We start from the raw sequence: 13353 nt of genomic DNA on the forward strand, positions 1-13353 counted from the left end.
AGGAACACGAAGGAAACCGATGGCTGAGTTCCAGATAAACGCCCATCGCTTCGACCCGTACAAGAATTTCAAGTTCCTGGTCCTCTGGGACGGTCGTACGGTCGCGGGCATCAGCAAGATCAGTCCTCTGAAGCGCACCACCGAGGTGGTCAAGCACCGGCACGGCGGTGACCCGAGTTCGCCGCGCAAGTCGCCCGGCCGCTCGGAGTTCGAAGGGGTCACGCTGGAGCGCGGCGTGACGCACGACCCCGAATTCGACCGCTGGGCCAACAAGGTCTGGCAGGTGGGCGCCGGGCTCGGCTCCGAGGTGTCGCTGCGGGACTTCCGCAAGGACATCATCATCCAGGTCCTGAACGAGGCCGGTCAGGTGGCCGTCTCGCACAAGCTCTACCGGGCCTGGGTGAGCGAGTACCAGGTGCTCGGCGAGCTGGACGCCAACGCCAACGCCGTCGCCATCCAGAGCGTCAAGCTCGAATGCGAGGGCTGGGAGCGGGACTACGAGGTGGAGGAGCCGGTCGAGCCCTCGTTCACCCATCCCGCCTGAACACCGCCAGAGCACCGAAGGGTTGAGGGATGACGCTTCCCGGCGAGCGTGCCGAACGCGCCGAGCGCGGCACCGTCACGCCCGCCGGCCCCGCCGAGCTGCTCGCCACCTGGGAGGCCGGGCTGGTGCAGCACGACGCGGGACGGTCGCTGCTGCTGCACCGTGCGGCCCGCCCGGACGCCGGCACCGACGAACTGCTGTCGGTGCCGGTGGGCGAGCGCGAGGCGGACCTGCTCGCGCTGCGCCGGGCGCTGTTCGGCGAGCGGATGCAGGTACGTGTCGAATGCGAGTCGTGCGGGGAAGCGATGGAGTTCGACCTCGACGCGACACTGCTCGGCGACCGGACACGGACGCCGGACGGGCCGCTGCGGGTGACGGAAGGCGAGTGGGTGGTCGACTTCCGGCTGCCCACCGTCGCCGACCTCGCCGCGGCCGGCACGGCGTCCGGTCCGGACGAGGCGCGGCGTCTGCTGCTGGCGCGCTGCACGGTCTCGGCGGTACGGGACGGACGGACCGTACCCGCGGACCGGCTGGCCGAGTCGCTCCCGGAGCCGGTGCAGCGGCGGCTCGCCGAGGCGGCCGGACAGGCCGACCCGGCGGCCGATGTGACGCTGAACGTGGCGTGCCCCGAGTGCGGTGAGGCCACCCCGGCCGAGCTGGACATCTCCTCCTACCTCTGGACCGAACTGGACAACTGGGCGCGGGACGTCCTGCTCGACGTCCATCTGCTCGCCACCGCCTACGGGTGGAGCGAGCCGGAGATCCTGGCGCTCAGCCCGCTGCGGCGTCGCTACTACCTGGAGCTGTGCGCAGATGCCTGACGTGCCCGTGCCCGACCACTTCGACCGGCTGCTCGCCCGGTACACGGCTCCCGGCGCGGCGCGGGTACGGCCCCGGCTGCCGGGCCCGTTCGAGCGGGTCGAGGCGCTGCGGACCGCTCCCCCCGAGCCCGGCGACCCGGCCGCGCTGGTCCCGGCCGCGCCGCCGGCCTCCGGGCCGGCCGGGGAACAGCCGCGCCCCGTGCGTGAGGTACGGACCGAGCGGCACACCGTCGTACGGACCGAGGGGGCGCGGCCGGGCGAGCCCGAGCCGGCCCCGGCCGGCCTCGTCCCGTCCACCCCGCTGTTGCCGCCCCGGGCGGCGGCCGCTCCGGGGCCGCGTGAGGTGGCCGCGGCGAGTCCGCCCGCGTCCCGTGGAGCGCCGTCGTCGGCGACGGCGCCCGGCACACGGCGGCAGTCGCCCGGCGTCGTGGCGCGTGCCGCCGATCCGGCGCCCGCGTCCGCGCCCCTCGCACCGGCACGGCCGCGCGGGGCCGACACCGCGGCCGCCCGTGGTGCGACGCAGAGCGGCATCGGCAGGCGGGCGCCCCGGCCGGCGGAACGCGTCGTACACGTACAGATCGGCCGGCTCGAAGTGAGCGCGGCGCCGCCGCCGGGCGCGAGCCGTCCGGCCGGGGACCGGCCCGACCACACCGGACGGCGCGGGCCCGCGCTGACCCTGGACGACTATCTGGCGCGTGGCGAGACGAGGGACTGAGGACTGAACCCATGAGCAACGCACTTGCCTTCGCGACGGTCACCCAGGCACTGGCCCTGCTGATCGAGAGCAATCTGAGCCCGGAGATGGACATCGCGGTGAAGGTCGAGACCCGCAGACCGCCGGCCGAGCCACCCACCGAGCCGACCATCAACGTCTTTCTGTACCAGGTCACTCCGAACCCCTCGATGCGCCACACCGACCTGCCGACGCGTGCCGCCGACGGCACGCTGGTCAAGCGCCCTGCCGCACCACTGGATCTGCACTATCTGATCAGCGCGTACGGCGAAGAGGCGGAGCTCGTCGGGCAGCGGCTCATCGGGTGTGTGGTGCGGACGCTGCACGAGATACCGGTGCTGCCGCGGGAGTTGATCGAGCTCGCGGCGGAACGTCCTTATCTGGCCGGCAGCGATCTGGCGCAGTCGCCGCAGAAGGTGCGGTTCACCCCGACGGTGATGGACGTCGACGAGACGTCGAAGCTGTGGGGGATGCTCCACCAGACCCCGTACTCGCTGTCGGTGGCGTACCAGGCGTCGCTGGTCCTGATCGAGGGCCGCGAGAAGCCGGTCCCGGCGAAGCCGGTGGAGACCCGGACGGTACGGGTACTGCCGTTCGGGGCGCCGGGCGCGCCGGTGCCGCCCGGGACGGACAACCCCGGTGCGGACGAGCCGAGTACGGACGTTCCCGCGTCGGACGAGGCGGGCACGGAGGCCCCGGCCGGCGGAGCCGAGCCGGATCCCGAGTCCTCGGAGCCCGCGCCCGCGAGGAAGCGTGCCGCGGCCAAACGTTCGGCGCCCGCCCGCACCCGCAAGGCCACTGGCAAGCCGTCCGGCCGGGCGCCGGGCGGGAAGTCCGACGCGGACAACGGCGCGGACGCGGACGGCAAGGAGCGCTGAGACAGGGTGCGTGACACGGGGGTGGGTGAGGACATGAGCGCGTACGAGGACACGGGCCGGGGCACGGGAACGAGCGCCGGCGCGGACGGCCGCGCGCTGACGACGGCGATCCGCTCGGTCCTCGCCCGCGTCGACGCGCACGCGGCGCGGGCACGGCGACGGCCGGGCGGCACGGCGGCCGGCGACACACGCCCCGGTGCCGCCGCGCCCGACACACAGGACCCGGGACACCTCACCGGCCCGCCCGCCGGCGAGCGACGGGAGTCCGCCGCACGTACGACGGCGCGGCACGACGACACCGCCGGTGCCGGCCGGCCCCTCGTACCGACGGGTGACGCCGCAGCCACGTCCGGATCGGGCCGGCCGGCGACGGAGGCGGACGCGCACGCCGGCGGGCTCGCCGTCCCCGACGGGCCGGCCACTCTCGACGCGCTCGTCACGTGCTTCGGGCTCACGTCCTTCGAGCGTGACGTCGTTCTCCTTGCCGCCGCCGCGGAGCTCGACCCCACCACCGGCAGCCGCTGCGCCGCCGCGAGCGGCGACCCGGAGCGGACGCATCCGACCTTCTCGCTCGCCCTCGCCGCACTCGGCGACGCGCACTGGAGTGCCCTGACGCCCGTCGCCCCACTGCGTCGCTGGCGACTCGTCGAGCTGGACGACGAGACCCGGCTGACCGCCTCCCGGCTCCGCCTCGACGAGCGGATCCTGCACTTCCTGGTCGGCTCGCCGTATCTGGACGCCCGGCTGCACGGGCTGCTCCGCCGCACGAGCGTGCCGGACACCCTCCCCTCCTCGTACGACCTCGCCGCGAGCCGGGTCGCCGCCGGGTGGGCGGGGGCCGGGCGGCGCGCCCCGCTCCGGGTCGAGCTGGTCGGCGGCGATCTGCGGTCCCGCGTCGACATCGCCGCCGCGGCCGCCCGCCGTTCCGGTCTCGGTCTGTACGCGATGGCCGCCGAGGACATCCCCACCGACCCCGCAGAACGGGACCGTCTGGCCAGGCTCTGGCAGCGCGAGGCGATCCTGCTGCCCGCGGCGCTCCTGGTGGAGGTCGGGGATCTGGAGCGCGACCAGGCCGCCGCCACCGACGCGTTCCTGGAGAGCGCTGCCGTCCCTCTCGTCGTGTCGAGTCCTGATCCGCGGCAGACCGCGCGGCAGCGCGGCGAGCGGGTCACCGTACCGGCCCTCGACACCGACGAGCAGCTGGGGGTGTGGGCGGATGCCTTCGAGGAGGTGCCCGAGGTGTCCGACGCGGACCTCCGCGACCTCGTCGCGCAGTTCTCGCTCCCACCGCATCTCATCCGCTCCGCCGGCGCGACCGTCGTACGGGACCTGCAGGACGAGAACGAGCTGGACGCCACCGGACTGGCCTGGAAGGCGGGGCTCACCGAGGCCCGCATGGGCATGGACGAGCTGGGCCGGCGGATCGAGCCGCAGGCGTCCTGGGGCGATCTGGTGCTCGCGGAGCGGCAGTTGAAGATCCTGCGGGAGATCGTCGCGCATGTACGGCAGCGGTCCACCGTCTACCAGGAGTGGGGATTCGCGGCGACACTGCGCCGCGGACTCGGCGTCACCGCGCTCTTCGCCGGGGGCTCCGGCACCGGGAAGACGCTCGCCGCCGAGGTGATGGCGCGGGAGCTGGGGCTCGATCTGTTCGTCATCGACCTGTCCCAGGTGGTCAGCAAGTACATCGGTGAGACGGAGAAGAACCTGCGCAAGGTCTTCGACGCCGCCGAACGCGGCGGCGCGCTGCTGCTGTTCGACGAGGCGGACGCGCTGTTCGGCAAGCGCAGCGAGGTCAAGGACAGCCATGACCGGTACGCGAACCTCGAGGTCAGCTATCTGCTGATGCGCATGGAGGCGTACCGGGGCCTGGCGATCCTCACGACCAACATGAAGCAGGCACTGGACACGGCGTTCATGCGCCGTATCCGCTTCGTCGTGGACTTCCCCTTCCCCGGGGAGAGCGAGCGCGCCGAGATCTGGCGGCGGGTACTGCCCGCGCGTGCGCCGATGAAGGGCATCGATCCGGAACTGCTCGCGCGGCTGACCGTGGCGGGCGGCTCGATCCGCAACATCGCCCTGTCCGGCGCCTTCCTCGCCGCGGAGGAGGGGGACCGGCTCCAGATGCGGCACATGCTGGAGGCGGCGCGCACCGAATACCTCAAGCTGGACCGCTCCTTGACGCCGTCGGAGGTCCACGGATGGGTCTGAACGAGGTTCCTCGCACCGTACGCGTGGACATCGGCGAGCTGGTGCTGGACGGCTTCGACCGGCTGGACCCGGACCGGGTGTCGGCCGCCTTCCAGGCCGAACTGGCCCGGCTCGTACGGGAGCGGGGCGTGCCGCTGGCCACGGACGGCGGCCGGGCACTGGACGGGCTGGCGGGGCTGCCGCCGCTGCCCGCGACGGCCTCGCCGCACCGGCTGGGCGAGGCGCTGGCGCGCGCGGTCCACGCGGGACTCTCGGGACGGGGTGAGCCGCGATGAGTACGTCCCACGCCTCGGCCCAGGACGCCCGGGCGGCGCAGGCCGAGCGGCGCCGCAAGCGCAAGGAGCGGGCCGGGTCCCGTACCCCGGAGCCGAAGAACATCGTCAGCGGCGCAGGGCAGCCGCTCGATCTCAGCGTACGGCGTGAGCTGGAGGAGCAGCTCGGTCACGACTTCAGCCGGGTACGGCTGCACACCGACCGGGACGCGGGCGCGCTCACCGAGATGCTGGGCGCGGACGCGGTCGCGGTCGGCCAGGACATCTTCTTCCGCGAGGGCGCGTACCGGCCGGGCACGGCGGACGGGCAGCGGCTGCTCGCGCACGAACTGCTGCACACGGTGCAGAACCCGGACGGTCTGGGCGCGCTGCGCGCGGGCCGTGACCTGGGGGCGGTGAGTCTGCCGCAGCAGGCGATGGAGCGCGAGGCGGAGTCGGCCGCGCAGGCTCTCGTACGGGACGGGGAACAGGCCCCGGAGGTGGAGCCGGACCAGGCGACGCCCGGCTGGCTGCGGTACGCCACGGTCGACGCCGACCGGACCCGGATGGAGCAGCTGGACCCGGCCACGCTGGTGGACCGTCTCGCGAACGGCGTGCTGCGGTCGCTGCGCGGCGACCCGGCGGACCTGTCGGGCCGGGTGCGGCTGGAACTGTCCAGGCTCTCCCCGCAGTTGCAGGACTCGGTTCTGGACCGGCTGGAGCCGCGGCTGCTCACGCCCGAGTACGACCGGCTGCTCGATCTGGTCGAGCGGGCCGAAACCGGTCCGCCGGAGAGCCGGCCGGCCGAGGTGCCGGGGCCGGAGATCGACCTCTTCGCCGAGCTGGGCGTGGAGCGCGCCCGGTGGCAGCGCGCGGAGGAGGCCGACCGGGGCTCGCGGGACAAGCGGGACGAGGACGCCCGCGAGGAGCGGCAGGACGCCAGGGCGCGCGACGAGAAGCGCGGCGGCGACCGGAGCAGGGCGCGGTCGGACGCCGCGGCGGAGCAGGAGGAGGCCGCCCGTCGCACGGACCAGGAGGACGAGCGCGCCCGCTCCCGGCAACACGCCGCGCAGGAGCAGCGGCAGGAAGAGGAGAAGCAGGGCCAGGACCGCCAACGGGTCGACGAGGCCGCGGACGAGCGTGCCCAGAGCCAGGCCGACGGCTCGGAGCAGGCCAAGGAGGAGCGCAAGGAACAGCGCGACCGGGAGGAGCGCGACCTCGAACAGGCGAACGCCCCCGGTGCGGACAAGCGCACACGCAAGGACGACGCGAAGAAGCCGGCCGACGGGTCCAGGCAGGAGAACCTCGACCCGAAGGCGAAGGCGCAACCCGGCCCCGTACGCCCGGAGAAGGTGGACGAGCGGGCCGAGCAGGCGGACAGCGCCCTGTCCGAACACGGCCTGCACGAGAAGGACGAGGACGAGCCGGACGAGGCGGAGAAGCCGCTCGGTCTCGAAGCGGGCGCGGACAAGGAGATCAGCGGTACGGAGGACCGCGACGGAGCGGGTGGCGCCCACGGTCGCGAGCCCGAGCTGAAGCCGGAGGACCATCTGCCGGCTACCGACCTCGACGTGTCGGCGGTGCCGACCGCGGACAACCCTCAGGCGTCGCTGCCCACGTTCCCCGCTCCCCCGCCGACGAAGGCCGAACAGGTCCTGGAGCAGCGGGAGAACGATGCCGAGGAGGAAGAGGACGAGGACGCCCCCGAGGCCGAGGCCAAGCCGCCGGGCGCGGAGATGGGCCCGGTCGAGGGCGAGGCTCCGCAGCCGGAGGGTGGCCCCGCGGCCGAGGCCGGGGACCGCGGCGAGAGGGATCTCCAGCCGGAGAAGCCGGTACAGCAGGAGGTCGGCCCCGACCCGGAGACCGAGGACAGGCAGGATCCTGAACCCGAGGCGGAGAAGCAGGATCCCGAGCAGCGGCAGGAACGGGCGTCCGCCGAGGGCGAAGCGGACGACAGGGACACCGACGGCGGCGACGGCCAGGAGGAACCGGACGCCAAGGGGGCCGCGGAACAGCAGCAGGAACGCAAGGAACGCGACGGGCGGGCGGCGAAGGAGGAGTCGTCGGGGCAGCCGCGGGGCGCCGCCCCGGACAAGCCTTCGCTCGCGCCGTCCGGATCCGCGGGGTCCGGTCCCGGCTCGTCCCTCGTACCACCGGCGGGCGCGCACACCTCGCGGTCCTCCGTCGAGGACCGCAGGCCCTCCCCCGCCGCGCGCCGCGTCGCGGACTCCGCGAAGGGCGATCACGAAGCCCCCGCGCCCAAGAGCCGGATCCCGAAGGAGAGCGGGCCGGGAGCCGCACCCAGCGGGACGGTCGGCGGCAGTGGGACGGCGGGGCCGAGCGCGGCGACCGGCCCCGGCGGGGCACCACCGGTGGCGCAGGCCGCGGTGAGCCCGGCGGCCGAACAGGCCGCGAGTCCCGGCAAGCTGGGCGCTCCCGCGCCGGAGGGTGCACAGGCCGCTCCGGAGGCATCGCTGGAGAAGGACGGCGGCGGTTGCGCCCCGCCGGAGCCCGCGGCGGAGAAGGAGGAGCCGGGCGGCAGCTGCGGAGGCGGGGGCGGCGGCGCCGCTCCCGAGGAGAAGCGGCAGGAGCCGCCGGACGTCTCGGCCCAGGACCCGAAGGCCGCCGTCGGCACGGTCAGCAAGCTGGCTCCGGACCAGGCACTGGCCGCGATGCCCGGTGTGGACGCCGCCGCGGACAAGAAGGTCGGCGAGGAGCAGCAGCGGCTCGACGCCAACCCGCCGAAGCGGGAGCGGCCTTCGGGCGCGCCCCGCACTCGGTCGGGTCCGCCCGAGGCGGCCGCCCCTGCCGCCCAGGTGACGGGCCGGGTCGAGAAGCTCGGGCCCGAGGAGCAGGTCGAGAAGCAGAAGGCCAAGGGCAGCGACAAGGCGCAGGGCGCGAAGCCCACCGACAACACGCCACCGCCGCCCGCGCCGGTGGCGGACAAGCTGACCGAGGAGGAGGCGAAGAACGTCGACGCCGCGGCCGACGCCGTCCCCACCGTCGACCCGGAGCTGCGGAACAAGACGGTCGGCCCCGCCCCCAAGATCAGGCTCGAGGGCGAGAGCGACCCGAAGCGTACGGACGACCAGGCCAAGGCGCTCAAGGAGAAGCAGTCCGACATCCAGGGCAGGGGCCGTGAGGACGCGGCCAAGCCGATGGGCGAGGACCAGATCTTCCCCGACGCTCCTCAGGAGCAGCTGGTCGGCAAGGCCACGGGCGGTCGTCGGCGGGGCGGCGGAGGCGAGTCGAGGGCCGGGGCCGGGGCCGCGCCCAGGCCCGGCATGGGAGCGGTCGCCAAGCAGGAGCGCGGCAGCGAGATCCGGGGAGCCGCGGGGCAGGCACAGGGCGACCTGGTCGCCAAGGAGAAGGAACAGCGGCAGGGCGAGCAGCAGGCCAAGCAGGAGAAGCAGACCGAGATCGACCGCGAGGTCACCCGGAACGCGGAGAAGCAGACGGCCGAACGTGGCCGCGCGGCCGACGACGCCCAGCGCGAGCGCGAGAACTGGCGCGGCGAGCAGGACAAGAAGATCGAGGACGCGGACAAGAAGTCCGAGAAGGAGCACACCGACAAGAACAAGGAGATCGTCAAGGCCCGCGACGACAAGGACAAGGAGGTCAACGACCGGAAGGACAAGGACAACCAGCAGATCGACTCGGAGCGCGAGAAGGCGGAGAAGGAAGCCGAGCGGAAGAAGGAGGAGGAGAAGCCCTCGGGAGGCTTCTTCGGCTGGGTCGCCGACAAGGTGAAGAGCGCCTTCAACGCCATCCTCGACGCGGTCACCAAGGTCTTCGACGCCGCGCGTGCGGCGGTCAACGGCATCATCGACACGTTCAAGGACTGGGCCGACAAGGCCATCGACTTCGTACGTGACCTCGCCGTCAAGGCGATCAACGTACTGGCGGACGCGCTGATCGCGATCGGGGACGTGCTGCTCGCGGCGTTCCCTGAGCTGCGGGACAAGTTCCGCAAGGCCATCGAGGGCCTGCGGGACAAGGCGATCTCGGCGGTCAACGCCCTGGCGGACGGCCTGAAGAAGGCGGTCAACGCCCTGCTGGACGCCCTGGCGGCCGGGCTGAACGCGCTGCTGGACGTGCTCGAAGCGGGCATCAAGGCCGTCATCAAGATCTACCAGGCGGTGATTCTCGGCGCGATCAAGTTCGCCCAGGCTGCGATCGAGGCGCTGGGCAAGTTCGCGGCCCTCGTCGCGGACATCGCGCCGGACCCGGGCGGCTGGCTGGGCAAGGCGGGCAGCTCGGCGAAGTCCGGTATCCAGGACCACTTGTGGGGCGCGATCAAGACCGGCGTCAAGCGGTGGTTCGACACGAAGGTCGAGGGCATCCTCGGACTGGGCAAGGCCGTGATCGACGTGCTGGTCAAGGGCTGCGTCTCGGTCAAGCAGATCGGGAAGATGACGTGGGACGCGATCGTCGCGTCGCTGCCGATGATGATCGCCTCGATCGTGATCGAGAAGGTCGTCTCGATGCTGGTGCCGGCGGCGGGAGCGATCCTCACGATCGTGCAGGGCCTGATGGCGGCCTGGCAGAGCCTCAGCTCGATCCTGACGGCGTTCGGCAAGTTCTGGGCGTACCTGAAGGCGGTCAAGGCGGGCCCGGCGGCGTGCCTGTTCGCTGAGGCGGTGGCGGCGGGGATCGTGGCGCTGCTGGACTTCATCGCCAACTTCCTGATGATCCGCCTCGCGGGCGCGACGAAGGGAGTGGGCAAACGCCTCAAGGCCATGGCCGAGAAGATCATGCGGGGCCTGAAGAAGACGGGCAAGGGCGCGAAGCAGGCCGCGGGCGACGCGGTCAACAAGGCCCGGGGCGCGGTGCGCAGCGCCCAGGAGGCCCTGGCCCGCCCCACGGCCCCGGCCCGCCCGAAGGGACCGCGCGTCCCCAAGAACCGCTCGGCGTCGACGGACCGGGGCCAAGGGGCGAACCGGGTCCCGAAGGACACGGTGCGCGACCGGCCGACGAGCCGTACGCCGGACAGGGAACGGGACCGCAGGCGTGAGGAGAGCGAGGCCCAACGCGAGCAGCAGCGGCCGGAGTCACGGCCGGACCAGCAGCCCGGGACCAGGCCCGACAGGGCTGCGGACCAGAAGCCCGACACCCGCAAGGACAAGTCGCCCGACACGGCGGCTCCCAAGAAGAAGAAGGAGACCGAGGCCCCCAAGCGCCAGAAGCCGCGCAAGCCGAAGTCCGCGCTGGGCAGGGCACTCCAGAAGATCAAGGGCAAGGTCAAGTCGGCCCTGAAGAAGGTCCGCAACGCCGGCAAGGCGCTGGGCAGGAAGCTCCGCAAGAGCAAGGTGGGCCAGGCGCTCAAGAACAGCGGCAGGAAGATGCGTGACTTCTTCAAGAAGAAGCGCGACCGGATGCGCGACGACAAGAAGCGGCGTGCCGACACCCGCAAGACCGACCGCAGTGAGCGCAGGAAGAAGGAGAACTCCTCGGATTCGAAGCGTGATCGGCTGCGGGATGCTGTCGCCCGTATCCGCCCCCGGCTCAAGGACCGCCTGGACCGCGGGATGACCGTGGGCAATCATCAGGCACTCCTCGAAGAGCTGCGCAAGTGGTACCGCCTCAGCGGCCTGCGCAAGAACGGGGGCGAGGACTTCCGGGTGTGGGCCTCGCTCAACCCGCGGCTCCCGACCAACAACGGCGTCAGCCAGAACGGAATCGACCGGAGCGAGCCTCTGCGGCTGCCCGACCCCGATCCCCTGCCCTTCAGCAACGACACGACCAAGGAGCCCACGGGCTTCACCATGCAGTTCATCAACAGCGAATGGGCTGAGAAAAACGGTCAGTACCCGCCGTCGGGGCGCTCCACCAAGGTCCGCATGCTCGCCGGATTCAGGTACATCGACAGGCACTCCCTGTGGGAACCGCAGGGGAACCTCCAGTGGGACCTCATGCACCTGTTGCCCAGGGAACTGGGCGGTCCCAGCCAAGCGACCAACTTCGTACCGGCACCGAACTTCAAGAACCGCGGCTTCTACAACCAAATCGAAGGAGAAGCGGCGGGAAAGTTCGGCGACAACGCCGCCAACAATTCCAAGATGCCGGGTGACTACAAACTCAACCTCGACCTCTACAAGGGGAATGCGTCAGGCTACCCCGGAAACGTCTATCCGGACTTCTTCCCACGCAGCATCACGGCGACATACCGAACACACGATCACAAGGGTACGGGGAACGGCAGGAGTCGCTCCGAATGGAAGCCCTCCGCCTGGCGCGCACCCGAGACGGTCCGCTTCGACCCGCCGCCGACGAAGAGCGTCGGGGCCATTGACATCAATACGGTCAACTTCGCCCATGCGACGAGCCTGGCGCGCGTTCGAAGCCTTCTCGGGAACCACGACATCACCGTCCTCGCAGTACGGAAGATGCGCCCGTTCACCGATATCGACGACATGCACGACAAGCTGGCCGGATACGTGCACACCACAGGCCGCCCTCTCTACAGTTTCGAGGAGAAGATATGGCCGCAAATCCAGGAGAACTACGACAACGGTCTCTTCACCATCTAGGAAGGCACCGCAATGAGTACGCTCAATCGGCTGGAAGAGCAGCACCTCGCGTCACTTGACAGCATCCGCCGGGCGGCAGGGATCGAGGTGGTCGATGAATCTCTGGGAGAGCCGGGAAGTTCCTTCTCCGAACTCCTGCCGCTGTCCGAGTTCAATGCCGACTGGGCGCATCTGATCCTCGACAAGGACATGCTCGACGGGGCGATCCGGATCCCGGGCCTCGCCGTCAACTGGGTCACCGCCGACCCGTTGCCAGAATTCTTCGGCGAGTACCGCATCCCCGACCCCTTCGAAATCCTGATGCAGGCACCCGACCCAGCGGCCGACACGATCCCGGACGGTTTTCAGCGGGAGTTCGTCCAACAACTGCGTTACATCGACTCGGCCTACCGCTCCGGTGTCGGTTCGATGACGTATCTGCGCATGGCACCGGACGTCTCCCCGCTGGAGGTCTGGCACTTCGACCTGGCACGCACCGGTCAGGCTCCCCACCCCCCGGGGTACGTCCGGCTCGACCTCACCTTTCAGCAGTACATGGAGACGCTCCTGGTCACCAAGGGAACACGCGGCTGGCAGTACCTCTTTGCCGATGTGTCGTTCCGGGACCGCGCACTCGGCGACATCGGTGACCACGTCAAGAAGATGCTCGACGTATTTCCCGGACTCTTTCCCGGACATGACTACTCACCGCTCGCCCAGCGACTGGAGGCCCGCCTGTGACCCGCTACGCCGACATACCCAAGCCCATCCGCTCCGGCATCGTCATCGTCGACCCCGAGCGCGGCACCCCCCAGCGCATCATCGTCCTCCAGTTCAATCCCGACACCCTGGAGCGCTCCGTCGCGCCGCAGTCCTCCGGAGGGAGCGGTGATGCCGGCGGAGGGGGCAGTGGGAGCGGGGACCGGAACGAGGCGTTGCGGCTGAAGGGGCCCGCGGAGGAGACGTGGAAGTTCACCGCGGAGATCGACGCGACCGATCAGTTCGAGGTCGCCGCACCCGACGGGATCCATCCGCAGCTCGCCGTGCTGGAGATGCTCGTGCAGCCGACCACCGCACAGCTGAGGGAGGCCACCCGCCTCAGCAAGAAGGGCACGATCGAGATCAGTCCCATCGAGACGCCGCTCACCCTGTTCACCTGGGGGAGCAAGCGCGTCATGCCGGTGCGGCTCACGGAGCTGTCGGTCAACGAGTCGGCGTTCGACGTGCAGCTGAATCCGATCCGGGCCTCGCTGGGCATCGGGATGAAGGTGCTCACCGTGAGCGATCTGCCGGCCGGGCACCGGGGCGCGGACCTGTATCTGGCGCATCTGGCGCAGAAGGAGCGGCTGGCCGCGGCCGCGCGTGGCGGGCGGCTGGCCGAGCTCGGTCTGGCACGGGGGGTGTGA

The 13353-nt window shown here is 71.5% G+C and carries 9 protein-coding genes; all 9 read left to right on the top strand.

Annotated elements, in window-relative coordinates; translation table 11 throughout:
- The first annotated feature begins 19 nt into the window (after positions 1-19).
- The 9 genes from OG766_RS02440 to OG766_RS02480 are packed head-to-tail and all read left to right on the top strand — an operon-like array spanning position 20 to position 13353.
- Positions 20-544 (top strand): phage tail protein, encoded by a 525-nt coding sequence (locus OG766_RS02440; protein WP_030352235.1) that lies wholly within the window; start codon positions 20-22, stop codon positions 542-544.
- Between the two features lie 29 nt (positions 545-573).
- The gene (locus tag OG766_RS02445; RefSeq protein WP_328724435.1) at positions 574-1365 is read left to right on the top strand and encodes a T4 family baseplate hub assembly chaperone; all 792 of its coding nucleotides are present in this window, start codon (positions 574-576) and stop codon (positions 1363-1365) included.
- Positions 1358-2080, top strand: coding sequence for a hypothetical protein (locus tag OG766_RS02450; RefSeq protein WP_328724436.1), 723 nt, complete (start codon positions 1358-1360; stop codon positions 2078-2080). Before OG766_RS02445 ends, OG766_RS02450 begins: the two co-directional genes overlap by 8 nt.
- A gap of 11 nt (positions 2081-2091) precedes the next feature.
- On the top strand, positions 2092-2976 hold the full coding sequence (locus tag OG766_RS02455) for a DUF4255 domain-containing protein (RefSeq protein ID WP_328724437.1): 885 nt from the start codon (positions 2092-2094) through the stop codon (positions 2974-2976).
- Positions 2977-3009: 33 nt separating this feature from the next.
- Complete coding sequence (locus OG766_RS02460; protein ID WP_328727416.1) at positions 3010-5187, top strand: AAA family ATPase; 2178 nt, start codon at positions 3010-3012, stop codon at positions 5185-5187.
- Complete coding sequence (locus tag OG766_RS02465) at positions 5178-5462, top strand: hypothetical protein (RefSeq protein ID WP_328724438.1); 285 nt, start codon at positions 5178-5180, stop codon at positions 5460-5462. Before OG766_RS02460 ends, OG766_RS02465 begins: the two co-directional genes overlap by 10 nt.
- The gene (locus OG766_RS02470) at positions 5459-11968 is read left to right on the top strand and encodes an eCIS core domain-containing protein (RefSeq protein ID WP_328724439.1); all 6510 of its coding nucleotides are present in this window, start codon (positions 5459-5461) and stop codon (positions 11966-11968) included. The genes OG766_RS02465 and OG766_RS02470 overlap by 4 nt, the downstream gene beginning before the upstream one ends.
- A gap of 12 nt (positions 11969-11980) precedes the next feature.
- Entirely contained in the window at positions 11981-12688 is a 708-nt protein-coding gene (locus OG766_RS02475) for a hypothetical protein (RefSeq protein ID WP_266376928.1), read from the top strand.
- A complete protein-coding gene (locus tag OG766_RS02480) occupies positions 12685-13353 on the top strand; it encodes a hypothetical protein (RefSeq protein ID WP_328724440.1) in 669 nt (222 codons plus the stop codon). Before OG766_RS02475 ends, OG766_RS02480 begins: the two co-directional genes overlap by 4 nt.

Origin of the sequence: Streptomyces sp. NBC_00259 (genome assembly GCF_036181745.1) — a bacterium.
GTDB classification, from domain to species: Bacteria; Actinomycetota; Actinomycetes; order Streptomycetales; family Streptomycetaceae; genus Streptomyces; species Streptomyces pratisoli.

Excerpts from the sequence above, each read along its gene's own strand:
- OG766_RS02475 (WP_266376928.1), top strand. The coding sequence starts at position 11,981 with ATGAGTACGCTCAATCGGCTGGAAGAGCAGCACCTCGCGTCACTTGAC.
- OG766_RS02440 (WP_030352235.1), top strand. The coding sequence starts at position 20 with ATGGCTGAGTTCCAGATAAACGCCCATCGCTTCGACCCGTACAAGAAT.
- OG766_RS02450 (WP_328724436.1), top strand. The coding sequence starts at position 1,358 with ATGCCTGACGTGCCCGTGCCCGACCACTTCGACCGGCTGCTCGCCCGG.
- OG766_RS02470 (WP_328724439.1), top strand. The coding sequence starts at position 5,459 with ATGAGTACGTCCCACGCCTCGGCCCAGGACGCCCGGGCGGCGCAGGCC.
- OG766_RS02445 (WP_328724435.1), top strand. The coding sequence starts at position 574 with ATGACGCTTCCCGGCGAGCGTGCCGAACGCGCCGAGCGCGGCACCGTC.
- OG766_RS02465 (WP_328724438.1), top strand. The coding sequence starts at position 5,178 with ATGGGTCTGAACGAGGTTCCTCGCACCGTACGCGTGGACATCGGCGAG.
- OG766_RS02460 (WP_328727416.1), top strand. The coding sequence starts at position 3,010 with ATGAGCGCGTACGAGGACACGGGCCGGGGCACGGGAACGAGCGCCGGC.
- OG766_RS02455 (WP_328724437.1), top strand. The coding sequence starts at position 2,092 with ATGAGCAACGCACTTGCCTTCGCGACGGTCACCCAGGCACTGGCCCTG.